The sequence below is a fragment of the Paraburkholderia jirisanensis genome, assembly GCF_054782355.1.
Window position 1 is genome coordinate 1,189,220 of the sequence record NZ_BAAGSQ010000033.1, and the last position, 22,770, is coordinate 1,211,989.

The window sequence follows — 22,770 nt, forward strand, 5'->3', positions numbered from 1 at the left end:
ACCCTTTCCTACGACCAGTACCCCGCCTTGCCATAGAACGCGTACAGTTGCGTTTCGAAATCGCGCTCTAGCGGCACAGCGCTGTCGTACACCGGGCTGTCCCTGATGGAGTCGCGTGTCATTTCTGTCAAAACAGTAGACCCGAACCAGTCGATCAGATAGATCCACTGCGTTGCCAGCAACACTTCCTTTGATGGCCACCAGGTTTGTGTGTCGACGGCCAGATATCGAATGACCCACGCCTCGTCGTCGAAAATGAATCCGGACACGTGACCGATATCGCTGTGGTCCGCCGCGACGTGATACCCATCCACCGCGTTTGTGCTGTGCAGATGACTGTCACCCGACGGTTTGCCTCCGTACAGCGCAAGTTGCGCGCACGTCTGCGGCGACACAGCCGACAGCGCCGCACGACTGAATGCCGGATAGCTACTCACGCCCCACACGTCCAGGCCACCCCAATAAGTCGGGTAGCCGTAGTAGCGGAGATACTCCGCTTCGTGCTGACGCGAGACAGGTTGGTGGAGGTCGACAGGAGGACTGTCGCTCACCTGCTGACGCGTGAGTTCAACGTGGATGCACAGCGCTCCCGGGTCCGTGCGGATAACTGAGTATGGCGAAACCAGCACCCGCCGCCCGTCGCTCCAGTTTCCCGTTTTGACTACCAGGTAGCGGATACCCCACGCTTCTTCATCGAAATAGAGCTCTTCGACATTGCCTATATCACCGTCACTCGCGACCACGACGCATCCCTTCAAACTCTCGATATTTCGCAGCACGGTTCGATACTCCAGTGATGGACGTCGGGCGCGCGGCTATGGCCAGCGCTAGCGGCGGGTTCAGGCTATCGATCATCGAACCTGGAATCAGGATGACTCCTGGCGCGGGTGGCGGTTAGCTCGCGTGCGCTGACGTCCTTTAGCGTGACATCTCACTGAAAGGCGCGAGAACAGACCTTCGGCGCATCGTGGATCATGGTGCCCGCTGCCGCGGTGAAACTCGGTACGGTAGCGGACGGCTTTCGCAACCGCCAACGCATCGCGTGGCGCAGTCGGGTTGCCCGAACATGCCGACACAATTTGCCAAGCCTCTCGACACACTCCGTAATTTTTGGCGACCACAAGCCGGCGCGCACGATTGCGGTTTCACCGCATCTTCATCGGGCTGTCTGCTGGAACTGGAACTGCAAGTGATCGCGCCGAAATAACATCTAGTCGGGAATCGATATGCGTAACCAACTTGCGGTGGCCGCGGTAATGGCCGCTTTCTCGTGCATTGCTCACGCTCAAAGCAGCGTGACACTATATGGCGTGATCGATGCGGGTGTGCTTTACACGAACAACATAGCGGCTATTCAGCGGGCCTGCTAGCACGCGCTGGGCACCGTTGAAGTTGCGTACCTGACACTTTACTGACCGTGGATAAGCGCCGCTCCCACGCAAGGCCCAGGCCCGAAAACTGTTGTAACCCGTTCCAGGTCACTTTGTGTCCATTCACGATGAATAGACACGTGCCGCCGGGTGTTTATACGGAAGCTCCTTTTGTCCAACCCCAAGCTGCATCGGCACAAAGTGACCCGTATGATCTCCCAATCCTCATCCGCTGCACCCACCATCCATCCCTGTGTCCCGAGCCTTCCTGCATGGCTGCTGCAACACGCAGCTGATCGTCCAGATACGCCCGCGATTGTCCAGGGCAACCGAACGCTGAGCTACGCGGCACTCGCGGACCTCGCCCAAAAGCTTGCTACCCGCCTGTCCGACCTGGGTGTCGAAGCCGGCGACCGGATCGTGCTGCATCTCGGCAATTGCGAAGAAGCGGCGATCGGAACCTATGCATCGATGATTCTCGGCGCGATCGCCGTGCCGCTGAACATCCATTTGAAGGCGAACGAACTCGGCCGGCTATTGCGCAGGCTGACACCAGCCGTATATTTCGGCCACCACGCGCAGCGCAGGCTAATGAGCGAAATGACCGCCGGGTTAGTCCCGCTTGACCGTCGCTTCTTCGTCGACGACTCGCCGCACACATCACGTGATGCCGAACGCAATAGCGATGCCGCCGACACATGGCAAGCACTCATCGCATCGGCGCGCGAACTTCGTTCTTTTCCGCCCGCGGACCCCGACGCACCGATGGCATTGGTCTGTACATCGGGCAGCACGGGCGACCCGAAGCTGGTCGCGCATACGCCGCGCACGGTCACGCACATGGTCGAGGCGATGCAGGCGCGCGGCTTCGGCCGCGAATCGAGGCCGCTAGCGCCGACGCCGCTGTTTCATATGCCCGGCTTCACGTACCTGTGTCATTCGATTTCGTCAGGCGCCTGCATCGTGCTGCCGACCTGCGTCGATTTCGATGGCGCCGCGTTTCTGGATGCGATCGAGCAGCACCGCTGCACGAGCATCGTGGTTACGCCTTATGGCGCGATGGAAATGATCCGCGCACAGGCGCTTCTCCGCCGCTCGGTCGCTTCGCTGTGCACCTGTGTCGTGGCAGGCGACGCAAGCTCGTTCGAGCTGCGGCAACGCTTCGAGCAAACCTTCGGCATACCCCTGATATCACGGCTCGGCATGACAGAGGCGCCGGCTTGCATCGTCCAGGGAAGCTCGCTGCACACGATGCGCGCGCGCCCGGGTACCGCACGGATCGTCGACAGTCATCGCGACGATGTCCCCGCCGGAATGCCCGGAGAGTTGTGCCTGAAACTCGGTACGCTGTTTGCCGGGTACTGGGTCTCACCGGGCGTGGTCGATCCTGCGCGCGACGCCGACGGCTGGTATCACACCGGGGACCTCGTGCGCGAAGACGAACACGGCGACCTCGTCTATCTGGGGAGGATCAAGGAAATTATCGTGCGCGACGGCGAGAACATCGCGCCGGCCGAAATCGAGCAGACGCTGCTGATGCATCCAGCCGCCATCGATGCCGCAGCGATTGGCGTCCCGGACGACGTGCTCGGCGAACGCATCGTCGCCTTCGTCAAGCTGGCCGAGCACGCGCGCGACACGCAGCCGGGTGAGATCATCGCGTGGCTAGCCACCCAGCTCGCCGATCACAAGCTGCCCGAGGCGGTGCTGTTCGTCGATCGGATTCCCCGGACCGTGTTCGGCAAATCCAATCGCCGCGCGCTGCGCGAGCTGGCAAGCGCGGAATTTTCGCAGGGGCGCTGAAGATCTGAAAGTCTTGCGCCCTTTGAGCGGGCACGACTACATGAAAAACGGCTGACCGGACGACGCACTTCCGCCGCCGTCCACCGGTAGGTCGACACCGTTCACGAAGCTGGCGTCGTCGCTCGCCAGAAACGCGATAACGGCGGCTACTTCGTGACGCTGCGCGCCGCGCCCCATCGGATTGCGGCTTTCGAACGCCTGCTGCATCGTAGGATGCTGCTCGAAGGCTGGCATGTTCATTTCAGTGAACGTCATCCCGGGACTGACCGCATTCACGCGCACGCCGTGCTTGCCGAGTTCCAGCGCAACGGCAGGTGCCCCGCCGCCACATCAAATCAACCCTTCCAGTGCGAGCAGCGGACCACGCTGCAGAAGTTCTCGCGATGGAAATGCGGTTCCTTGTCAGCAATCACATCGGCCATCACATTGGCGAAGGTCGTGTCGGGCTTATGTTTGACGCCGTTGTAAAACGTCTGAAGGAGGTCTTCCTTCATGTGCCCGGTACGCGGGTGTGCGTGCACCACCACCTCGCGTTCCTTGTCGCTGTACTCGTCGTACTTGATGCCCAGCACATCCATTTCCACACCGGCCGTGACCAGCGCGATCACCGGGTGCAAGAACTCGGGCACACCCGGCGTGGCGTGCAGCGCAATAGCGAGCCACACGCGCTCCACGTCGTGTTCCGGAATACCGTGGCTGCGCAGGAAATCGGCGGCCGCATTGGCGCCGTCCACTTCGAAGCGCTTGTCCGGACTGCTGTGTTTGACGGTCAGGCCCATGTCATGAAACATGGCGCCCGCATAAAGAAGCTCCGAATCGAACTTCAGGCCACGGCGCTGTCCGGCCAGTGCTGCCCAGTAATAAACGCGACTCGAATGGTGGAATAGCAGATCCGACTCGGTATCGCGCACGAGATCGGTAATCTCGCGGGCAAGTTTGCTGTCGGGAATGGCGATGCCGCCTACGCTGATACTCATGACTGACTCCTTGTCGAAGGGTTGTCCAGAGTGTAGGAGTCCGGTTAGCATGTCCGCAATAGTCACAATACGATGAAATAAGACATTTGTCTGTAAGTCGAACAACACCCCGGGGGCGCCCCGGCAACAGGATAGGAAAGCGATATGCCGTCACCCCGAATCATTGCGCTCGTGGCGATCCAGGGCGTTCAGTTGCTGGACGTCTCGGGTCCGCTCGATGTATTTGCGGAGGCCAATATCCAGTCCGGCGTCGAGGCCTATCGGCTGCAGGTCGTGGGCGTAACGCGCGGTGCGATTCGTGCCTCGTCGGGCGCGCGACTGCTACCGGATCTCGCCATCGAGGACGATCGCCGGGTCACCGCGCTACCACGCCTGCATACGATGCTGGTGGCGGGCGCGCCGCACGCCGGCGAAGCGCCGGCGGAACCGATGCTGCTCGACTGGCTTCGCCGGATGGCCCCGCGCACTCGCCGCTATGGCTCAGTGTGTCGCGGCGCTTTCCTGCTGGCCGAGGCCGGCCTGCTCAATGGCCGGCGCGTGACCACGCACTGGGCCGTGGCGGATCGGCTGGGGTCGTCGTTTCCCGCGGTGACCGTCGATGCCGACGCGATCCTTGTGCGCGATGGCAAGGTGCGCACGGCAGCCGGCGTGACCACCGGGCTGGATCTCGCGCTGGCGCTGGTCGAGGAAGACCTGGGCAGGGACGTCGCGCTCAAGGTTGCCAGCCAGCTCGTGATGTACTTCAAGCGCCCCGGCGGGCAGGGGCAGTTCAGCCGCCGCGCGGTCCCTGCCGCGACCAACCGGTCGGCCCTGCAGGAACTGCAACGTTGGGTTGCGGCGCATCCGGCGCAGCAGCATGATGTGCCGAGCCTCGCATTGCGCATGGGCGTGAGCGCGCGTCACCTGACGCGGCTGTTCCGGGAAGAGGTGGGCGTGACGCCTGCGAGCTGGGTGGAAGCGGCGCGCGTGACCGTCGCGCGTGAACTGCTCGAGAACGGAGACCTTGCGCCCAAGCAGGTGGCCGCCGAATGCGGCTTCTCAAGCGTCGATACGTTGCGCCGCGCATTCATGCGCGTGATGGGCGTGACGCCGGCCGACTATCGCAAGCGACATGCGATGCCGGTTCAGTGAAGCCGCCGGGTTACGACGGCGCGTCGTGCTCGCGCTTGCGATAGACCGCCACCCCGCCACCTTGTGCCGGCTGCGGCACAGCGCCATGCTGCACCAGCGGCGCCGATGCGATCGCGAGTGCCTTATGTGAGCGCGCAGAGGTCGCATCCCAAACGAGAGTTATCTGATCGCCAGGTTCCATCCCGATGCGGCCGGTTGCTTCAAGACAGGTGTTCGCAAGCAGCCAATCAAGATCGGGCTTCGAGTGATCCACGCATGCCGCTGCACCTGGCCAGCCTTACCGTTGATCCTGCGGCGACCCGTAGGACCAAGGTCTAATAGCGGCGAAGCATCGAAGGTTATAGCCTGAGTAGGCCGGTCATCAAGTATGCGGTGGGCGCACCAGCCCGCTGCATGCCTCGCGGGTCTGCCCATGGCCAGATCTGTCGACGGCATGTGCGACCGGACCTCCGCTCCGGCGCGGCCGTGGCCTGCTCGAGTGTCGGAGGAATGATGTGATTTCCGACCGCAGGCGGTATGGCCAACGGCCTGTTGATCACCGCGATTCCGTCGTTCCGATCGTCCGTAATCCTCATATCGTTCGTCCATTTGTGCCGACGCTACTTTGGCTGACGATAATCGTCGCCATCTGGCCGCGATGGTCGGTAATGGAGCAAAAGCATGGACCCTGCAATCGTGGACGTAGTGGAACAGAAGCGCCTGAACGACGCGCGCGAGGCCCACGTGCCGTGGAAGAAGTGGGGGCCTTACCTGAGCGAGCGGCAGTGGGGGACGGTGCGAGAGGACTACAGCGACAACGGCGACGCGTGGAATTACTTCACCCATGACCACGCGCGCTCACGCGCGTACAGGTGGGGCGAGGACGGGCTCGGCGGACTGTGCGACGACAAGCAGCAGCTGTGCTTCGCACTGGCGCTGTGGAACCGGCGCGACCCGATTCTGAAGGAACGCCTCTTCGGCCTGACCAACGGCGAAGGCAACCACGGCGAGGACGTGAAGGAGTATTACTTTTACCTCGACAGCACGCCCACCCACTCTTACATGAAGTACCTCTACAAGTACCCGCAGCGAGAATATCCGTACCGCGACCTGATCGAGACCAACCGGAGGCGATCGCGGGACGAGTTCGAGTACGAGCTGCTCGATACTCACGTCTTCGACGATGATCGCTATTTCGATGTGTTCGTGGAGTATGCGAAGGCGGGTCCGGAAGACATCCTTGTGCGCATTTCTGTGCACAACCGCGGCCCTGAAGCGGCAACGCTGCGGGTTTTGCCAACACTATGGTTTCGCAACACATGGTCGTGGGGTGAGGACGATCGCAAGCCCTCGCTGCGCGACGCGGGTCCTGGCATCATTCAGGCCACACATCATGAGCTGGGCGAGTACTGGCTCTATTGCGAAGGCGCGCCTGAGACGCTCTTCACCGAGAATGAGAGCAACGCGCAGCGTCTGTGGGATCAGCCCAACGCGTCGCCGTACGTCAAGGATGCATTTCACGCCTACGTGGTCTCCGGGCAAGGCGATGCGGTGAATCCCGCCAGGACAGGAACCAAGGCCGCAGCCCATTATGTCTGCGACGTGCCCGGTGGGGGCAGTCAGACCATCCGGTTGCGCCTCACAACAGCCAAGACCGAGAACGCCTTCGATGGTCTAGAAAACATACTCGATAGCCGTATCGCCGATGCCGACGCGTTCTACGCGCGCATCACACCCAGGTCGCTGACGGAAGACCAGTGTCGGGTGCACCGCCAGGCGCTGGCGGGAATGCTGTGGAGCAAGCAGTACTACTACTTCGATCTCGAGCTCTGGCTGCGCGAACACCGCAGCCATCCGTTGCTCGATGCCGCGCGCCGCGACGTGCGCAACACGGAGTGGTTCCACATGTTGAATGCCGACGTGATTTCCATGCCGGACAAGTGGGAGTACCCATGGTACGCGGCCTGGGACCTGGCCTTCCATACGATCTCGCTGGCATTGGTGGATTTCGATTTCGCCAAGGAGCAGCTGCTGCTGATGCTGCGCACTCTTTACGTCCACCCTAGCGGCCAGATTCCGGCCTACGAGTGGAACTTCAGCGATGTGAATCCGCCGGTGCATGCCGCGGCCACGCTCTGGCTCTACAAATACGAAAGGGAGCTCGGACGGGCTGACCCGCGGTTCCTGGAACGCTCGTTTCAGGGGTTGATGCTTAATTTCAACTGGTGGGTGAATCGCAAGGACCCTACAGGACGCAATGTCTTCGCGGGCGGCTTTCTGGGTCTGGACAACATCGGTGTATTCGACCGCAGCGCGCAGCTTCCGACCGGCGGTTCGCTGGAGCAGGCCGACGGGACCGCGTGGATGGCGTTCTATTGCCAGAACATGCTGGAGATGGCCCTCATCCTGACCGAGCACGACCCGATCTACGAGGAGCTCGCCTTCAAGTTCACCCAGCATTTCATGTGGATTGCCTATGCGATGGACCGCCGTGGTGAACATCACGACGAGATGTGGGATGAGGAGGACGGCTTTTTCTATGATCTGCTGCGGCTTCCTGACGGGCAGACGACGCGTTTGAAGGTCAGGTCGATGGTGGGGCTGTTGCCGCTGTGTGCGTCGACGGTGTTCGAAGCGGGGTCGTTCTCTTGCTATCCAAAGCTGATGGAGTTGATCGCGCAGTTTCGAAAACGCTACCCTGAGCTGATCACCCACGTGGCGCCGACCGACGCGGGTTTCATCGGCCATAACGAACGAAGGCTTTTGTCGATTCTCAACAAGCGCAAGCTCGAGCGCGTACTCGGTTACCTGCTCGACGAGAACGAGTTCCTCGGTCCGCACGGCATCCGTTCGCTCTCCCGCTATCACCTGGAACACCCGTTCCTGTTTCACGCTGGTGGACAGGAGTACAAGGTGCAGTACCTGGCGGCGGAATCAGATACTGGCATGTTCGGCGGCAACTCCAACTGGCGCGGTCCGGTGTGGATGCCCGTCAATCTGCTGATCATCAGGGCACTGGTGAACTTCTACAGTTTTTTCGGTGATGAGTTCAAGGTCCAGTGCCCGACCGGGTCGGGGCCGTACATGACACTGTACGAAGTCGCGCAAGAGATCGTCCGCCGGTTGACGGGCACGTTTCTGCTTGATGCTAATGGGCGGCGTCCCGTTTATGGCGGCACGGCCAGGTTCCAGGAGGATCCGCACTGGCGAGATCTGATCCTCTTTTACGAGTATTTCCACGGCGACAACGGCGCAGGCCTTGGCGCCAGCCACCAGACCGGCTGGACAGGTCTCGTCGCCCCGATGCTCGATATGTTTGCACGTATCGACGCGCATACCGTGCTAGAAACAGAACGCTGGCGCGTGTTGGCGAAAGTGGTAAGAGAACAGGTTGGCGGAGAAAAGATAGGCGAAAAGTGAATCAGGCCGATCAGCACTTGCTGCATTCGTCGCATGGCTCGGTACTCCCAATGGCTTTGTCGGCAGCTCGCTGACGCATCGAGAGCCGCCACAACGCGGTGCTTTCATCACGCGAGCGCCGGCGTGGCGCTGCTCTGGTGTGCGTTGGCAACCGGGCAGGAATTGGAACCGCGTGCCTATTCGGCTGCTCCGGTCGGAACGAACTTCGTGTTGGCCAGCTATGCTCGATCGAGCGGGGAGGTCTCGCTCGACCCTTCGCTGCCGGTTACCGATCTGCAGGCCAAAATCAATGCCTATACGATCGGCTATTCGCATAGTTTCGGCATCGCAGGCCGCACGGCGAGCCTCGCGGTGCTGGTGCCTTACGCGGATGCGAACCTGACAGGGAACGTTGAGGGAAAGCCAGGGCAAGCCTATCGGGCAGGATTGAGCGACGTCCGGTTCAGATTCGCCGTGATTCTTCTGGGCGGTCCGGCGCTCACGCCGGAGCAATTCGCACAGCGTAGCCCCCGCACATCGCTTGGCGCGAGTCTGAGCGTGGTCGCGCCGACCGGCCAGTACGTACCCTCTCGTCTCATCAATGTCGGGACGAACCGGTGGGCGTTCAAGCCTGAAATAGGCCTGTCCCAGCCGATCGGCGATTGGTTCGTGGAAGCCACCGCCGGCGTGTGGATCTTCACCGACAATAACGACTTTTTCAACGGCCGCCGGCGCAGCCAGGATCCCATACCCGTACTCCAGTGGCACGCAGGTTATAGCTGGCGGCCCAGCCTTTGGCTCGCCGTGGACGCGACCTTTTACACCGGTGGCCGGACAAGCGTAAATGGCGTCGAGAACCAGGATCTGCAGCGCACGTCGCGCTACGGCCTCACACTATCTGTACCGCTCTCAACCCAATGGTCTGCGAAGTTCGCGTGGTCGCGCGGACTCACGACCAACATCGGCGGCAATTTCCAGACGTTCTCCGTCGCACTCCAATACCGCTGGTTTAATCGCTGACCCGCTTGCGCGTCGCGACTCCACTGCGTCTGGCGCTCGTCCGCCCCATGTGCATCCGTGCCGGCATTCGATGCCTCGCGCAACGGTACGCCTCCGGTACGCTGCTCGGCCATCTGAAGATACTGCGCAGCAAGCCGTCGAAGCTCCTCCTCTGTCGCGTCCTACAGGCCCGAAGCCGGTGTCGCACGTCCGCATGTTTAACGATGTCATGCGCGGGTTTGGCCGCATTGCCAGTTCCATCAGGTTCGCCTCTACAATCGGCCATCATCGCCGTGCCTTTCAGCCATGTGCGACAGGCAGCATGGGTCGCCCGTTTGCAGTCAAAGGAGCAGAAGAAATGAAGTCCCTTTTGCGCTTTTTCACGATCGTCCACGCACTGATGGCTGTTCTCTTCACCTGTGCGGCGCTAATGTTGATTGCGATTGCCGCTCGCATCGGGTCGACTGCTCTTGTGAGTCAATGGGACCAGTCGAGCGCACAATCCGTCATTGAAGCGTTGGGCCTGCTGGCTGGGGCCGTTGTCGCGATGCAGATCGCCGAGACCATCGTAGAGGAAGAGGTCATAAGGGAAGCTGACGTGAGCGCGCCGACGCGGGTACGTCGTTTTCTGTCCCGCTTCCTTGTGGTTGTCGTGGTCGCGCTTGCCATCGAAGGGCTCGTGGCAACGTTCAAAGCGCTGCACCAGGATCCGTCGCAGCTTCGGTATGCGGCAGCGCTGATCGCTTCGACAGCACTGCTTCTTGCTTCCTGGGGGCTGTTCGTCCACATGAATCGGTCCGCTGAAGAGCTGGAGCCAGACGCGATGGCGGATGCGAAACGCGAAGACAAGAAAGTGCAATAGCGCTGCGCCGGTTGCGACCTCGCAAATGTGCGCCGGTTCGTCGAGAACGCTCGTGTCACGCCATTGCGCTTGCATGTTGAGCGGGACGGTTGCCCTACCCCACAACTGCTGCGTTTAACGCCCCACTGATGCAAGTCGCCTACTGTAGTTGCCGTAAAGGCCTCCTGCAGAAGTCGCGTGCCGTGCTGGCTGCGTTAGCAGGCGGCGCACCTCGGCCGCGGCAAACGAAATCTGCAAGGTATAGCCATTGCCAGGTGCGTCGCAGGACCACCTGTTTTCGACGACATCAGAAGCCAACGCCGATACCGACACCGCCGCCAACGCCACCTCCAAAACTGCCGCCCCCAACGCCGATCCCTATGCTGGTCGCGGGTGCATAGTAGCCGGGCCCGTAGCCGTATGCCGGGTAGCCATAATCGGGCGGTTGAACCGCAACACAGCCCGCCACGCCAGCAGCCAAAGCCAATAATCCGAATAGCCTCTTCATGATCCTTCTCCGGTTCACTGACCTGACAGCAAGATTCGCTCCCTGCGTGCGGCCGTATCGCGTGGATACGAGCGACCAGCATAGTCACCCGGTCACGGCATCGCGACGCTTGTACGCTGGATGCCGTCGAAATCGTCTATTGAGTGGAGGCGATGACGGCTTCTGAACCAGACTTGGCGCATATCGCAAAACCGGAGCGGACGAGCGGGACCGCTTTTCTCACTTCCAGAATAACGCCATCCACGAAGGTGCACGCGCGGCGCTCGGCAAAACTCGCGGCTTCGTCGGGGCACCAGAAATCCAGGGGTTCGGTGAAGCTTGCAACAATATTTGCAGAAGTGGGAAGCCCCTCTTTCTGAAGAAACCATGTGACGCTGTAGCGTCGCCCCACTCCATTGAAGGAGAAGTCGTCGCGTTCCTTGATGTGTACACGCACCCTAAGTCCGCGATAGGGCCGGCAATCCCGCTCAAGCATGTATCCCCCTGTTGATCACGCCTCAGCCGAGCAATAAACGTACCTTGCGTGCGAGCCACATTGGGGGGTGCGCATGTACCGGTTATTCCGGATTTCCGAGCCCTGGCTCATCAGAACTGACCTTCGTGAACCAGTTTCCGCGTCCGCGCCAACGTGCTCAGCAGCGCAGCCCTGTAGCCACGGTCTTCACTGTCCAGCTTGATCTGCTCGTCCTTCTCCTCCGTGCCGCCAGCCTCCTTGTCCCTCAGTGCCAGCAGACAATAGAACCTGAGCGACAACTCCCCGCCCTTGTCCTCCTGGATTTCGTTGACGATCACTCCTTCTAGCCGCCCCGTGCGCTGGAAGAACGACACCTTCTTTTGCGGTTCGAACGTAACGATTTCGGAAAGCTCATCGCCGAATATGGTCGCCTCACGAATGAGGTAACCCGTCGCGTCGACGATGACCTCACATCTCGTGCATGCACCCTGCGGAAGAAACAGGCGCGCATCGCGCGCTTTGAGCACCAACCCCTTCCAGAGTTGTTCGCGTGTTAGTGGGGACTCGCCGCGCGGGTTCACCGGTACAACCGAGGTCGAATTGATCATTGCGATTCTCCATATCGGGTGATTGAAGGATGCACGTCAGGCAAGCACATAAAACAGCGTGCCCGCAAGCACGATGGTGACGGGCAGCGTGACGAGCCAGGTAATCGCGATCCGCGCCAGCATGCCGCCGCGAACGCCCTGTCCGCTTGCAGCCATCGTTCCCGCAATGCCGGACGTAATGATGTGCGTCGTGCTCACGGGCAATCCTGTGAAGCCTGCTGTACCGATCAATATGGAACCGACCAGTTCAGAACTTGCCCCTTGCCCCGGCGTCATATGCTGCCGACCGAGACGTTCGCCCAAGGTCCGCACCACGCGCCGGTAACCCACCATGGTTCCCACGCCAAGGCAGATCGCGCTGAGTATGCGAACCCACCACGGCGCATATTCCACGGGCATACCCATCGATTTGACCAGCGCTGCAGCCTGCCCGCGTTGTGGCGCTGGAACGGTCTTCTGCTGGCTCACATACTTCATCTCCGAGACCACGTCGTAGACATAGCCGCGCAACTGAGCCCGTGTCGCGCGCTCGCGGTCCTGCACGGGTTGTCCGGCATCGAGTTCATTGGCTTGCCGTTGCAGATCGGACTGGTCGCCTTGCAGGGCTCCCGCAGCTTTCATGCCTTGGGCCTTGACGTCGTCACCGTAAAGAGCAATCAGCGGTGCGGCTTGCGCTGCATACTGGTCGAGCATCCTGATCTGCCCGGTTGACTGTGGATTGAGCGCATAGGTGGCCGGCAGCAGCCCGATGATCGTGAGCATGATCAGGCCGATGCTCTTTTGCCCGTCGTTGGTACCGTGTGAGAAGCTGACCGTCGTACATGTCGTCACCAGTAATGCACGCAGCCAGAGCACAGGTTTTTTCCCCGCGGCCGGTGGCTCGAGCAGATGCCCGCGACGCACGATCAGCCGCAATACCCAGTAGAGGCCACCAGCGATCAGGAAGCCGAGCACCGGGGAAACGGCGAGCGCCTTCAGCACCGATGTGATCTGATGCCAGTCCACGCCCTGCGCGAGATCGCGCGACTTGCGCAGCGCGTCGGCAGTTGCGACGCCGATCAGTGAGCCGATCACGCAATGCGAACTACTGTTCGGGATGGCAAAAGCCCACGTGAGCACATTCCAGAAAAGCGCGGACGCGAAGATGGATACGAGCATGGGTACTGCCGGCGATCCGTCAGGCGGCGTCAATACATCTGGGGGCAAAATTCCGACCAGCGCATACGCAACCGAAATGCCGCCGACGAGTACGCCGATGAGGTTCATCAGGCCTGACCAGATGACCGCAGGCACCGGTTCGAGCGAATTTGTGTAGATAACGGTGGCGACTGCATTTGACGAGTCGTGAAATCCGTTGCTCGCCTCAAAGGCAAGCACCATGATCAGACAGATCGCGAGCATGGCAATGACGACTGGTGACGACGGCGCGAGATGGGCGAGCATGAGCGGATATCCGGCAAAAGGGGGTGGAGGTATGCCGGTGATGGCGCCAGCCCCGTGCCTGTATTCGTGAATCTTTCGTGACCGCGGTTCTTCAGAAAACGATCGACCTCTGATGGGTGGAAGCGGCGCATGCGATGCCGGTTCAGTGAAGCCGCAGGGTTACGACGACGCGTCGACCTCGCGCTTGCGATAGCCTGAACCGTCAATCGTCATTGTCCCGCGGAACATCAAATGTTCCGTCGGGCTGGTGGAAGATGATCTTCGATACCGCGTCACTTTCGCCGCTTACAAACTCCTCGCGATAGCCCTTCAGCTCGCGAATCGCGAATACGCGTCCGCGGTAAGGATCGAGCCGATAGGTCGGCTGGCCGGTCGGTGACAGCGTGAGGTGGCCCTTGGCGTCTATCGCCACTACGTGCACAACCGCGCCTGAACGGTAAGCGCCGACACAGCGCTGGCGAAACACGACGTCGAGACTCTCGCCCGAAGCGCCGCGGTGGAAAACGATATCCGCGACGGCGGGTTCAAGCGGGGTCAGCAGGCGATCGATTCGTCCCTCGCGATCATAGAGGAATGTCACGGCAAGGCCGTCAGGCCAAAGCGTTTCCGGCTGCTCGTCGAGTTCGAATGCATCGTGGTGCCGATAGACTAATGCACCCGACATGCCGCGATAGCGAAACGTCACAGCATCACCCACTGCTTCGACCGTCACGCGGCCGTACGTAAGAAAATCAATCAACCGGTTTTTCGTAAAGTGACCAGACGTAGCCGTTGGGCTCCGGCTCCGCATACAGTCCTACGCGGATAAAGCCAAGCGACTCGTAGTACGTGCATAGTTTCAGATTGTGGGCGGGGCAGTCGAGTCGAACCGAGCGGCGGTTCAAGCTCCTCACCCTGGCAGCACACCACTCAAGCATGAGGCTGCCGAGCCCGCCTCCATTGAAGCCTTTTCGCACGCAAAGCCCATGTACGTAGCCGGCGATCGGTTCTTGAGGTCCCCACAGTGTCTTTCATCGTCCAGATCGAGCAGGAACGTTCCGACTGAAGTGCCATCCAGCTCGACGATATACACCTCTCTGCGGGTGACATTGTTTCGCACCCAGGCCTCGGAAAACCCGTATCCCTCCTTGCCCCACGCGTAGTCGCCGTGCGCCACCTTCATCGCGTGAGCATCATTCCGAATTTGCGTAAGCGCCGGAACGTCCAATTCGCCTGCCCTACGAACGAACATGTTTGTCATTGCCAAATGCCAACGCCGCGCTGCTAACGGGATATAGTGAAACCTCGGGACGGCCAAGGCTTTCAAATTCCTCAAAATGCTTCTTTTCGAGCCTGTCGAAAAGTGCCGAGGCGATCATAATCCAAAGAAGATCGATAACAAAAAAGACAGGACGTACGCCCCGGCGATCTTTGCACTATGGGCAGGGCACCAGGCCGACCGTGTCCCCATAGTTGATCGAGCACATGTGCTGCGGCGCCGGTTGTGAATTCTGCCGCTGTATCGCCTGCTGGAGCCGTTCGGCCTGCACGTTCGCGTTCGAAGCCCGGAGGTACGCTTCTCTGTTCGCCTCCACCTTTTGCACGACTCCGTGAGGATCGCCCGCGCTAGTGAGGGCGTTAAGCGCGTCGCGGTTGTACTGCCAGGCCGCCTTCTCCAACCATTCAATCTGCCTGGCCTTGTCTTTCGGCACGCCTACCCCTTCCTTATACATGGTAGACAGCGAAAATTGCGCGCGGTCGTTGCCTTGTTCGGCGGATTTCCGCATCCATGAAGCGGCGGCGGCATAGTCTTTGGTTACGCCACCAGTTCCGTAGTAGTAGTACCCGGCGACCTTTGCTTGTGCCAAAGCATCGCCTGCTTGCGCGGCTTTCAGAAAATAGACGAAGGCCCCGGCGAGGTCGTTCTCACCTACGAGGTGCGAGGCGTAAAGATACTCGGCCATCACATTGCCGGATTCCGCGGCGGCTTTTTCGTGTGCAACCACCTCGGCTTCACGCTCGGACTGCGTCTTGAATGAAGGCACCGCGCAGCCGCCCAGTGAGGTCAAGGAAAGTATGACCGCGGCACCGAACGCGAGTTGGGGCAGAGACAAGATTTTCATCGGCGTGGTATTTCCGTTTTGAAATGGAATGCCAAGCCGGCGCCACTTGCGGGTGATGAAGCGCTTCACGACGACATGGCGAAATAGCGTCACATAAAGGTCATGTGGCGGCCTGATTGCGTACGTAAAGATACTAATCGGTCTATCTCGTGTCAATCAGATATGTGCCATGGCACAGGTAGCGCTCGAAAAACCGATTATTGGCGACTGCCGATCGTCGACGGGTTAGCGCTGGGAGTAGATCATCCAGTTCTAGCCGTCCGCGCTTTGATGCGATCCACATAACCATACTGGTACTGACGGCCGCTGTCGAAGACCGCACGAAGAGCTCCGTTGAACCCGCGCATTCGGTGCCTTCAACCGCGTACGGGCAATCGACCTTCTGTGTACTCAACACGGCACTGTTTCCGCCTGATCTTACCGCTTGTCGTAGTTGGCAACGTACCGTAACGAGTCGTCGCGACAAGCGCAGGTCGAATACCAAAACTGTCGGTAATTTCGTTACTGATCGTGTCAATGACGGTTTGCATTTCTTCTTCCGTCAGCCCACTCTTTGGCGCTTCTATTATGATGATCAACTCTTCATCGGCCGCCGATTCGATCGAGAAAGCCACGCAACGAGTTCCGCCGAGCATTGAACATGCAGCGCCCGCCACGCTCTCGAGATCTTCCGCGTAATAGTTTGCACCACGCAGGATGACCATGTCCTTGAGCCGACCGACGACGAACAGTTGACCGCTACTGTCCACAAAACCTTCGTCCCCTGTGCGGTGAAAGCGTCGATCCGGCAATTCCGGTAAATGAAAGCCAAATGCTGCGCTCGACGCATCGGAATCACCCCAGTAGCCATTTGCCACTGACGCTCCAGATACCCAGATTTCACCGACCTGCCCGACCGGACAAATTGTATGTTTGTCAGGATCTACGATGCGCAGAAGGTTATCTCTTCGTGGCGCCCCCAACGCGACGTAGTCGTTGTACTTGAGAACATCTGGATTCTCTACGTTATCGGCAACTGAATGGATTACGCCATCACGAGTAAAAAAGCTGCCTGCTCCCGCTTTGCCGCCTGCAACCAGAAGAGTACATTCAGCCAAACCGTAGCAGGGGTAGAAGGCCCGGGAGGAAAACCCCGCACTGCGAAACTGCTTTGAGAAGCGAGCCATCGTGGCAGCGCGCACCGGTTCTGCGCCGTTAAACGCCAGTTTCCAGGACGAAAGGTCGAGCGAAGACGCGACTTCCTGCGAAACCTTCTTGAGCAACAACTCGTACGCAAAATTAGGGCCGCCACTGGTCGTCGCCTTGTAGCGTTCAATCGCTTGCAACCAGCGAACAGGACGCACCATGAAATCCATCGGGGACATCAGAATACAGGGGCGGCCGAGAAAGAGCGGCTGCAATACATTTCCGATTAAACCCATGTCATGGTAAAGCGGCAGCCAGCCAACGACCACCGTGGATGTGGTGTCGTGTCCAAAGGCGTCTGCGATAGCATGCTGGTTGTCCAGCAAGTTGCCATGTGTAACAACAACACCTTTCGGCTTACCCGTAGATCCAGACGTATATTGTAAAAATGCGATGCGAGAAGCTGCGTCGTTCGCATTGGTCCAATCGACAGCTTCAGAAATTGACTTGTCAAAAGAGATGTCCTCAACCGCCGTTGCGCGCATCGCTTTGAATTGCTCGAAAACCCCGGGATCCTGCAAACGAAGCAACTCCAACGTCGCATCGGATATCAGAGCGCCACTCGCGCCGGCATTGTCAGCGATGCGGACCAGCGTAGCAACGCCCTCTTTCGCGCGTGGGATCATAGTCGGTACCGCCACCATACCTGCATCCAGCACACCGAGAAAAGCTTTGATAAAAGTCAGATTCGATGGGTAGACGACCAACACACGGTCCCCGGGGCGGTACCCACGCCGAAGCAGCCCAACAGAGAATGCCCGGACTTCTGCGTAAAGTTCACCGTACGTAACGGACTCTGCCTCTTGCCCGTCCGACTTGAGAAAGATAAAGGCCGTCTGATCCTTACGGCGCACGGCGTGTTCACGCAGAATTCCTATAAGCGTAGAGCCGTTCGGCTGATCTGATTGTATGAACATGGCAAATCGATGTTGAGCGACGTTTTTGACGAGAGAGTCAGCCGTTACGCGGTAGCCTGACGTGCAGTTCCCAATTGCATTCCATTCCCAAGATGCTCGCCAAGAAGCCTGATGGTTGAATGACTATAGAGCAGCAACGGATCGACTTCGACGCCAAGCCAGTCAGTCAACTCGCCGGCCATCGCCGCAATCGATGCGGAATCAAGACCGAATCTTGCGAACTTCCTATCCAGGTTTACTTCCGTCTCTTGCAGCTGCAACAGATCTGCCAGATATTTCACAAGCCAGGTCTGAATAGTCGTAGACGCGGTCGTCACACTTTTCATCGTATTCATTGAATCACCTCGTTAATGATGGATTTCGATTGTTTTCAAAAATTCCCTGTCAACCCTGCATACATCTGTCACCAACCCGAACCTTTCAAGCGCGACTATGATCCAGGCACCAGGATCTACCTCGTATGGGTCGAAATTCATCAAGGCCGCTCTTGGATACGCATGATGATTGTGGTGCAAGGATTGCCCCGCAGTAACGAATACCAACCACTGATTGTTTCGACTCTTATCACGAATTTTATATTTCCTCTTTCCAAACATATGGCATACGGAATTGATCGTTCCATAACCTTGCTGACCAAGGAAGATACGGATCAAACCACCCCAGAGCGCGCCATGCAGAGCAGCAGTCGCCGTACCGTAGACCACAAATTCGATTGCCGCCGGTACGATAATTCCTAGTAAAACCCAAATTAAATAATGCTGATTGATGAAGCGGATGTTTTTCGAGCGACTCATGTCGCTTGCTAATCCGGGATTTGTCGGCTTGCAGGTGATTGCCCAATACACTTGAGAGCGGATAAAGCCACGGATCTTGTCGATAGCGCCCTTTTCGCTGAAGTAAGGGGAGTGCGCGTCTCCGTGCTGGTCGCTCAACGCATGGTGTCTGCGATGGTTTGCCACCCAGTACATCAACGGCCCCTGTGCGCTCATGCTGGCCAATATGCCCAGCATGAGCTCCACACTTCTGTGTGCCCTGAAACTCCGGTGCGAAAAATATCGATGAAACCCGATATCGACACCTATCATGGATAACACGTACATCACAGCGAGTAGCCCCATATCCAGTGCCGTGTATTCTCCCTGGATCACAAGGTAGACACCGAGCAAGGTTGCTGCGAATGGCAGACCAATCGCAAGTGTCGCATTCCGGATCTGCAATTGTTCCAGTCTTGGATTAGCCAGCAAGAAATGATTGGCGTTCTTCATGATGGCTGCTCCTGCCTGACAATTCTTTTCGCCTGCATGTCGGCAATCGATGGCATCCGCACATCCTCTGCCGCACCGATATATTTCAGCACCGAGATAATCCAGTAACCCATATCTATCTGGTACCAGTGCAGACCGAAGCGCGCGGAGTTGCTAAAGGCATGGTGATTGTTATGCCAACCTTCGCCCATATTAACCAGCGCCGAGAGGAAGTTATTACGACTTTCATCCCCGGTCCTGAATTCACGATCGCCTGCAAGATGAGCCAACGAGCCTATGATCCAGAACGCGTGATGAACCAGGAATATCCGTACGAATCCTCCCCACATCAGACCTTCCAGACCGGCATACAACGAGCCTCCTATCAGACCCGTAACAAGCCCGGGTAACAGGATGCCTGACGCCACCCAGAGCAGATAGTTTCGATTCACGAACGTGACGAGAGGATCACGCAGCAAATCGGGCACATACTTTACGGTACTCGTCATATTGTCCCGAACCATCCACGCAATATGCGAGTGCCAGAATCCCGCGATCAAACCCAGCTTTTTATCCCCGCTAACATAGGGTGAATGCGGGTCTCCTTGCCGGTCAGTATTCTGATGATGGCGACGATGGGTGGACGTCCAGTTGAGGACGGGGCCCTGCGCTGCCATTGAGCCAGCGATGCCTAAAAGCAGCCTTAACCATGGTCTTGCGCGAAACGACCTGTGAGCGAAATGCCGATGAAATCCAACTGTGATTCCCGCTGCAGTGACCAGGTACATCAGTCCAAGCGCCAACAAAGCCCATGTTGAAACGCCATAGCAGATCGAGCTGACCAATGCGACCAGTGACGCCAGGGCTGGTAACGCAATTGTGACGCTTGCGTAAAAAAACATCCTCCGCCTGAGCTGCCTGTGCAACACCTCGCTGCCAATCGGCCTTTGTCCCATCGAATTGTTGCTCGCTGCAATTTTCGACGAAGCGGCGTTGACTTGATTCAAATCGCTCATTTCCTCGTTCCTTATAGAAGTGAAGCCGTGCCTTCGTTAGCCAATCTCTAAAAATTTTTCAAAATCTTCGATCACGCAACAATATCCCGTATATTTTTATTTATTCTTCGAATATCGTGAACCAATCGAAATTTCCCCATTAGCAGGATTACCAGACCAATCGGGTCGAACTGCCACCACTCGCAGCCGTTCACAGCCGATGCTGGATAAGCATGGTGGTTGTTGTGCCAGCCACCGCCCAAAGTCGGTATCACCAGCCACAAGTTGTTTCTGCTTTGCCCGCGTGTATTGAACGGACGGGATCCGAAGTAATGGCCAAACGAATTGATTGCCCAAACCGCATGATGGCCCGCGAAGATCCGTACAAACCCACCGAACAACATGCCTTCGAGGAATGCATTCCATTGGCATTTTTCTACCAGGAAAAGTACCAGTCCCGGCAAAACGAGACCGAGCAGTACCCACAAGTGATAGCGGCGGCTTATTGCCATCAGAAGTGGATCGCGAAGTATGTCTTTGGAGTAAATAGTAGGGTCATAATGGGTATGCTCAAACAGCCATCCCAAATGCGCGTGCCATAGCTTTGCCAGAATCGGTCCGCCTGAAGCGTATGGTGAATGCGGGTCACCAATATCGTCGACAAAGCGATGATGAGTGCGGTGATTTGAAACCCATTGGATCAACGGCCCTTGTGCGGCCATGCTGCCAAGAATAACCAGTAACGATTTGAGTACTGGTCCGGTTGCGAAAGATCGGTGAGAGAACAGGCGATGAAAACCCATCTCGACACCCATAATGCTCAGGCAATACATCACGATAAAAACCATGATTTCCGCGTACGACATGCCATGCGTGCCAATTATCCATACGGCAACTGGCACCAGCAGAGTGGGAATGAGAATCGTCGAAAATGCTATTATCTGGCGTATCATGGACGTATCTTCAAAAGAGTGCTTCCCGGTAGTCAACATAGCGACGGGCAGATGAATTTCAGTACAAGAAACTTTATGCAACGCTTTTAAAACCGCTTAATGGAAATTAAAGCACCGGCTACCTGGTACGTCTGTCCCGGTTCGCCGGGACAACAGCTGTCATCTTTTCTTTAGACATCGACATGAGACCCGAGAATTTGCACGAAACCAGCGATCTTTCCACATGGAATACGATTGATCTTTGGTTTGCAGAACCGGAATCAATCAACTCGGCAGTATTGCTTGACGCATACCGGGCTCTTCTGTCCGATGACGAGCTTGAGTGCGCCAGCCAGTTCTATTTCGCTCGAGACCGCCATTCCTATCTAATTACACGAGCACTCGTGAGGACGGTGCTATCCAATCTCCTCGGCGTGGCGGCCAATACGCTGCGTTTCGCAGCGAACCAGTACGGACGCCCCTACCTGCTGCACGACGGCGGACTATCATTTAGTATTAGTCACACTGCCGGTATGATCGTTGTCGCGACCTCGAGGAGTGGTGAAATCGGCGTTGATCTTGAGAGCCGTGAAACCAGCAGGGCGACAAACATTCTTGCAGAACGTTGCTTCGCACCAGGTGAAATCGTGGCATTCCGCTCGATAGCCCCGTCACACGCTGATGAAACGTTCCTTTCTATCTGGACACTAAAAGAAGCCTATATAAAAGCGCGCGGCACAGGTCTATCCCTTCCACTCAAGAGCTTTCAGTTTGACTTGACGAATTCTGGCTCGATTGATTTTCTGCCACCGGCGCATTCGCCCGCGGGGCCGCTCCCGAGCTTCTGGCTGTTACAGCCGGGGCCGTCCCACTTATGTGCAGTTTGCGCTCTGTACGACCAGCGTCGCGTCCTTCCGAAGGCTCGATATGTCGTTCCGCTCATCTCTGAGACACCGTTCGACATTCCCGTGCTACGTTCTTCGGTGCCGCCCTTCTCAGTTGAAAACGCCTAGACGAGAATCAGATCAAATCAGTCGAGCTTTTTCACGTTCGCCAGATTTTTCGAAAATGAGATGCCAGAGTGCCTGGACACTGTCAGTCATGCATTGCTGGTCGACTGGAAGAATAGCCTTCGCGGGCACATAGACCTTGGCGTACAGCACTTCGTTTACGTGTCCGACAACGCCCGGTCCAACAAGCTCTCGATCCGAACACGGAACGATGCCAACCGGCCGAAAGCCGGCATGCTCAAGCAAAGCCTGCATTCCTTTGGACTTTAGCGTTACGTAACTGTAGACCATCGCATAGCCCATGGTCTTCGCCTGCTGATCCATGATGTAGCCAGCAAATAGCGCGGAACCCGTGCCGCGATGTTCTTCTGCGCAGGCGCCAAATCGCCCTAACAACGTCAAGCTATCCGGAAAGCGCTCGAGACAAAGGACAGAGATAATCGCCCCCTCATATCTCCCCACGTAGACAATGATGTCCCTCTCCGGGTCTCCGTGAAAACTTGTGCGATCGCGGTAAAAAGCGTCGTCGACGTAGACACGCCCAGATCCGAATGAAATGTCAGGCCACCATTGCCGGATTCCGCGAATCAGCTCATCAATATCTTCCGGAACCAGCTGCTTCCAGGTGTACTGGGCGGGCGTCAAAGTGTCTCGCGGCAGAGCCTCAATATCTGTCCATTTTTTCAAGTTGATTCTCCTGTGCGGATTTCGGGCGCCACCCACTCGGAATGAGCGAGGCGGTGGCTCCGAGGTGGGGCTTCTAGCATCTCAATGCTTGTAACGGACAATATCGGCACTGGCAGCGATCGTCGCCTCCTATTTTTGCTAGGGCCGCTGTGCGGGCGGAACGATGGACGCTATCCGGCATATTGC

The 22,770-nt window shown here is 58.1% G+C and carries 24 protein-coding genes and 1 pseudogene; 7 read left to right on the plus strand and 18 right to left on the minus strand.

From position 1 onward, the window contains the following. Positions 1 to 8: 8 nt before the first annotated feature. The gene (locus ACYVNQ_RS37340; RefSeq protein ID WP_460910812.1) at positions 9 to 779 is read right to left on the minus strand and encodes a PRC-barrel domain-containing protein; all 771 of its coding nucleotides are present in this window, start codon (positions 777 to 779) and stop codon (positions 9 to 11) included. A gap of 447 nt (positions 780 to 1,226) precedes the next feature. On the opposite strand from ACYVNQ_RS37340, the pseudogene ACYVNQ_RS37345 reads away from it, so the two are divergent. Together ACYVNQ_RS37345 and ACYVNQ_RS37350 are read left to right on the plus strand one after the other, a co-directional pair. Continuing rightward, positions 1,227 to 1,349, plus strand: a pseudogene (locus ACYVNQ_RS37345) (porin); the annotation flags it as partial. A gap of 231 nt (positions 1,350 to 1,580) precedes the next feature. Continuing rightward, on the plus strand, positions 1,581 to 3,173 hold the full coding sequence (locus tag ACYVNQ_RS37350) for a class I adenylate-forming enzyme family protein (RefSeq protein ID WP_460910815.1): 1,593 nt from the start codon (positions 1,581 to 1,583) through the stop codon (positions 3,171 to 3,173). Between the two features lie 36 nt (positions 3,174 to 3,209). On the opposite strand, the gene ACYVNQ_RS37355 is transcribed toward ACYVNQ_RS37350, so the two are convergent. Together ACYVNQ_RS37355 and ACYVNQ_RS37360 are read right to left on the minus strand one after the other, a co-directional pair. Further along, positions 3,210 to 3,476, minus strand: a complete 267-nt coding sequence (locus tag ACYVNQ_RS37355; RefSeq protein WP_460911270.1) for an SDR family NAD(P)-dependent oxidoreductase — start codon at positions 3,474 to 3,476, stop codon at positions 3,210 to 3,212. 32 nt (positions 3,477 to 3,508) lie between these two features. Further along, complete coding sequence (locus ACYVNQ_RS37360; RefSeq protein WP_460910818.1) at positions 3,509 to 4,150, minus strand: HD domain-containing protein; 642 nt, start codon at positions 4,148 to 4,150, stop codon at positions 3,509 to 3,511. Between the two features lie 144 nt (positions 4,151 to 4,294). Here ACYVNQ_RS37360 and ACYVNQ_RS37365 point away from each other — a divergent pair, with 144 nt between their 5' ends. Then, on the plus strand, positions 4,295 to 5,281 hold the full coding sequence (locus tag ACYVNQ_RS37365; RefSeq protein ID WP_460910821.1) for a GlxA family transcriptional regulator: 987 nt from the start codon (positions 4,295 to 4,297) through the stop codon (positions 5,279 to 5,281). Here ACYVNQ_RS37365 and ACYVNQ_RS37370 read toward each other — a convergent pair. Beyond that, positions 5,189 to 5,428: a CGNR zinc finger domain-containing protein gene (locus tag ACYVNQ_RS37370; RefSeq protein ID WP_460910824.1), complete on the minus strand. Its 240-nt coding sequence runs from the start codon at positions 5,426 to 5,428 to the stop codon at positions 5,189 to 5,191. The genes ACYVNQ_RS37365 and ACYVNQ_RS37370 overlap by 93 nt on opposite strands. Positions 5,429 to 5,941: 513 nt before the next feature. Between ACYVNQ_RS37370 and ACYVNQ_RS37375 the strand changes: the two genes are divergently transcribed. The 3 genes from ACYVNQ_RS37375 (at position 5,942) to ACYVNQ_RS37385 (ending at position 10,520) form a co-directional block, all read left to right on the plus strand. Continuing rightward, the gene (locus tag ACYVNQ_RS37375; RefSeq protein ID WP_460910827.1) at positions 5,942 to 8,680 is read left to right on the plus strand and encodes an MGH1-like glycoside hydrolase domain-containing protein; all 2,739 of its coding nucleotides are present in this window, start codon (positions 5,942 to 5,944) and stop codon (positions 8,678 to 8,680) included. A 123-nt stretch (positions 8,681 to 8,803) separates the two neighbouring features. Continuing rightward, positions 8,804 to 9,679 (plus strand): transporter, encoded by an 876-nt coding sequence (locus tag ACYVNQ_RS37380; protein ID WP_460910829.1) that lies wholly within the window; start codon positions 8,804 to 8,806, stop codon positions 9,677 to 9,679. 337 nt (positions 9,680 to 10,016) lie between these two features. Next, on the plus strand, positions 10,017 to 10,520 hold the full coding sequence (locus ACYVNQ_RS37385; protein ID WP_460910832.1) for a hypothetical protein: 504 nt from the start codon (positions 10,017 to 10,019) through the stop codon (positions 10,518 to 10,520). Positions 10,521 to 10,806: 286 nt separating this feature from the next. Here the strand turns inward: ACYVNQ_RS37385 and ACYVNQ_RS37390 are convergent, their stop codons facing one another. The 13 genes from ACYVNQ_RS37390 to ACYVNQ_RS37450 all read right to left on the minus strand — a co-directional run bounded on the left by ACYVNQ_RS37390 (position 10,807) and on the right by ACYVNQ_RS37450 (position 20,908). Then, positions 10,807 to 11,007: a hypothetical protein gene (locus ACYVNQ_RS37390; RefSeq protein ID WP_460910835.1), complete on the minus strand. Its 201-nt coding sequence runs from the start codon at positions 11,005 to 11,007 to the stop codon at positions 10,807 to 10,809. Between the two features lie 136 nt (positions 11,008 to 11,143). After that, on the minus strand, positions 11,144 to 11,482 hold the full coding sequence (locus ACYVNQ_RS37395) for a hypothetical protein (RefSeq protein ID WP_460910839.1): 339 nt from the start codon (positions 11,480 to 11,482) through the stop codon (positions 11,144 to 11,146). A gap of 110 nt (positions 11,483 to 11,592) precedes the next feature. Continuing rightward, the gene (locus tag ACYVNQ_RS37400; protein ID WP_460910842.1) at positions 11,593 to 12,069 is read right to left on the minus strand and encodes an AtaL-like protein; all 477 of its coding nucleotides are present in this window, start codon (positions 12,067 to 12,069) and stop codon (positions 11,593 to 11,595) included. A 36-nt stretch (positions 12,070 to 12,105) separates the two neighbouring features. Then, positions 12,106 to 13,512, minus strand: a complete 1,407-nt coding sequence (locus tag ACYVNQ_RS37405) for an inorganic phosphate transporter (protein WP_460910845.1) — start codon at positions 13,510 to 13,512, stop codon at positions 12,106 to 12,108. Positions 13,513 to 13,714: 202 nt separating this feature from the next. After that, positions 13,715 to 14,251, minus strand: a complete 537-nt coding sequence (locus tag ACYVNQ_RS37410) for a hypothetical protein (RefSeq protein WP_460910848.1) — start codon at positions 14,249 to 14,251, stop codon at positions 13,715 to 13,717. Beyond that, positions 14,244 to 14,468 carry a GNAT family N-acetyltransferase gene (locus tag ACYVNQ_RS37415; protein ID WP_460910851.1) on the minus strand — a complete coding sequence of 75 codons (225 nt, stop codon included), beginning with the start codon at positions 14,466 to 14,468 and terminating at the stop codon, positions 14,244 to 14,246. Before ACYVNQ_RS37415 ends, ACYVNQ_RS37410 begins: the two co-directional genes overlap by 8 nt. Continuing rightward, complete coding sequence (locus ACYVNQ_RS37420) at positions 14,402 to 14,752, minus strand: hypothetical protein (RefSeq protein ID WP_460911288.1); 351 nt, start codon at positions 14,750 to 14,752, stop codon at positions 14,402 to 14,404. The genes ACYVNQ_RS37415 and ACYVNQ_RS37420 overlap by 67 nt, the downstream gene beginning before the upstream one ends. A gap of 175 nt (positions 14,753 to 14,927) precedes the next feature. Further along, a complete protein-coding gene (locus ACYVNQ_RS37425; protein ID WP_460910854.1) occupies positions 14,928 to 15,707 on the minus strand; it encodes a tetratricopeptide repeat protein in 780 nt (259 codons plus the stop codon). A 263-nt stretch (positions 15,708 to 15,970) separates the two neighbouring features. Beyond that, entirely contained in the window at positions 15,971 to 17,716 is a 1,746-nt protein-coding gene (locus tag ACYVNQ_RS37430) for a fatty acyl-AMP ligase (protein WP_460910857.1), read from the minus strand. 44 nt (positions 17,717 to 17,760) lie between these two features. Further along, the gene (locus ACYVNQ_RS37435) at positions 17,761 to 18,051 is read right to left on the minus strand and encodes an acyl carrier protein (protein ID WP_460910860.1); all 291 of its coding nucleotides are present in this window, start codon (positions 18,049 to 18,051) and stop codon (positions 17,761 to 17,763) included. Between the two features lie 12 nt (positions 18,052 to 18,063). Continuing rightward, entirely contained in the window at positions 18,064 to 18,981 is a 918-nt protein-coding gene (locus ACYVNQ_RS37440; protein ID WP_460910863.1) for an acyl-CoA desaturase, read from the minus strand. Next, positions 18,978 to 19,976 (minus strand): acyl-CoA desaturase, encoded by a 999-nt coding sequence (locus tag ACYVNQ_RS37445; RefSeq protein WP_460910866.1) that lies wholly within the window; start codon positions 19,974 to 19,976, stop codon positions 18,978 to 18,980. Before ACYVNQ_RS37445 ends, ACYVNQ_RS37440 begins: the two co-directional genes overlap by 4 nt. Before the next feature lie 71 nt (positions 19,977 to 20,047). After that, entirely contained in the window at positions 20,048 to 20,908 is an 861-nt protein-coding gene (locus ACYVNQ_RS37450) for an acyl-CoA desaturase (protein ID WP_460910869.1), read from the minus strand. Positions 20,909 to 21,090: 182 nt separating this feature from the next. Here ACYVNQ_RS37450 and ACYVNQ_RS37455 point away from each other — a divergent pair, with 182 nt between their 5' ends. Further along, complete coding sequence (locus tag ACYVNQ_RS37455; RefSeq protein WP_460910872.1) at positions 21,091 to 21,900, plus strand: 4'-phosphopantetheinyl transferase family protein; 810 nt, start codon at positions 21,091 to 21,093, stop codon at positions 21,898 to 21,900. A gap of 12 nt (positions 21,901 to 21,912) precedes the next feature. Here ACYVNQ_RS37455 and ACYVNQ_RS37460 read toward each other — a convergent pair whose 3' ends face one another. Continuing rightward, positions 21,913 to 22,584, minus strand: a complete 672-nt coding sequence (locus ACYVNQ_RS37460) for a GNAT family N-acetyltransferase (protein ID WP_460910875.1) — start codon at positions 22,582 to 22,584, stop codon at positions 21,913 to 21,915. Positions 22,585 to 22,770 lie beyond the last annotated feature (186 nt).

Coding starts and splice junctions, on each gene's coding strand:
- ACYVNQ_RS37395 (WP_460910839.1), bottom strand. CDS start 11,482: ATGCTTGAGCGGGATTGCCGGCCCTATCGCGGACTTAGGGTGCGTGTA.
- ACYVNQ_RS37360 (WP_460910818.1), bottom strand. CDS start 4,150: ATGAGTATCAGCGTAGGCGGCATCGCCATTCCCGACAGCAAACTTGCC.
- ACYVNQ_RS37405 (WP_460910845.1), bottom strand. CDS start 13,512: ATGCTCGCCCATCTCGCGCCGTCGTCACCAGTCGTCATTGCCATGCTC.
- ACYVNQ_RS37400 (WP_460910842.1), bottom strand. CDS start 12,069: ATGATCAATTCGACCTCGGTTGTACCGGTGAACCCGCGCGGCGAGTCC.
- ACYVNQ_RS37385 (WP_460910832.1), top strand. CDS start 10,017: ATGAAGTCCCTTTTGCGCTTTTTCACGATCGTCCACGCACTGATGGCT.
- ACYVNQ_RS37440 (WP_460910863.1), bottom strand. CDS start 18,981: ATGAAGAACGCCAATCATTTCTTGCTGGCTAATCCAAGACTGGAACAA.
- ACYVNQ_RS37455 (WP_460910872.1), top strand. CDS start 21,091: ATGAGACCCGAGAATTTGCACGAAACCAGCGATCTTTCCACATGGAAT.
- ACYVNQ_RS37375 (WP_460910827.1), top strand. CDS start 5,942: ATGGACCCTGCAATCGTGGACGTAGTGGAACAGAAGCGCCTGAACGAC.
- ACYVNQ_RS37450 (WP_460910869.1), bottom strand. CDS start 20,908: ATGATACGCCAGATAATAGCATTTTCGACGATTCTCATTCCCACTCTG.
- ACYVNQ_RS37445 (WP_460910866.1), bottom strand. CDS start 19,976: ATGAGCGATTTGAATCAAGTCAACGCCGCTTCGTCGAAAATTGCAGCG.
- ACYVNQ_RS37430 (WP_460910857.1), bottom strand. CDS start 17,716: ATGTTCATACAATCAGATCAGCCGAACGGCTCTACGCTTATAGGAATT.
- ACYVNQ_RS37365 (WP_460910821.1), top strand. CDS start 4,295: ATGCCGTCACCCCGAATCATTGCGCTCGTGGCGATCCAGGGCGTTCAG.
- ACYVNQ_RS37370 (WP_460910824.1), bottom strand. CDS start 5,428: ATGCGACCTCTGCGCGCTCACATAAGGCACTCGCGATCGCATCGGCGC.
- ACYVNQ_RS37390 (WP_460910835.1), bottom strand. CDS start 11,007: ATGAAGAGGCTATTCGGATTATTGGCTTTGGCTGCTGGCGTGGCGGGC.
- ACYVNQ_RS37350 (WP_460910815.1), top strand. CDS start 1,581: ATGATCTCCCAATCCTCATCCGCTGCACCCACCATCCATCCCTGTGTC.
- ACYVNQ_RS37420 (WP_460911288.1), bottom strand. CDS start 14,752: ATGACAAACATGTTCGTTCGTAGGGCAGGCGAATTGGACGTTCCGGCG.
- ACYVNQ_RS37435 (WP_460910860.1), bottom strand. CDS start 18,051: ATGAATACGATGAAAAGTGTGACGACCGCGTCTACGACTATTCAGACC.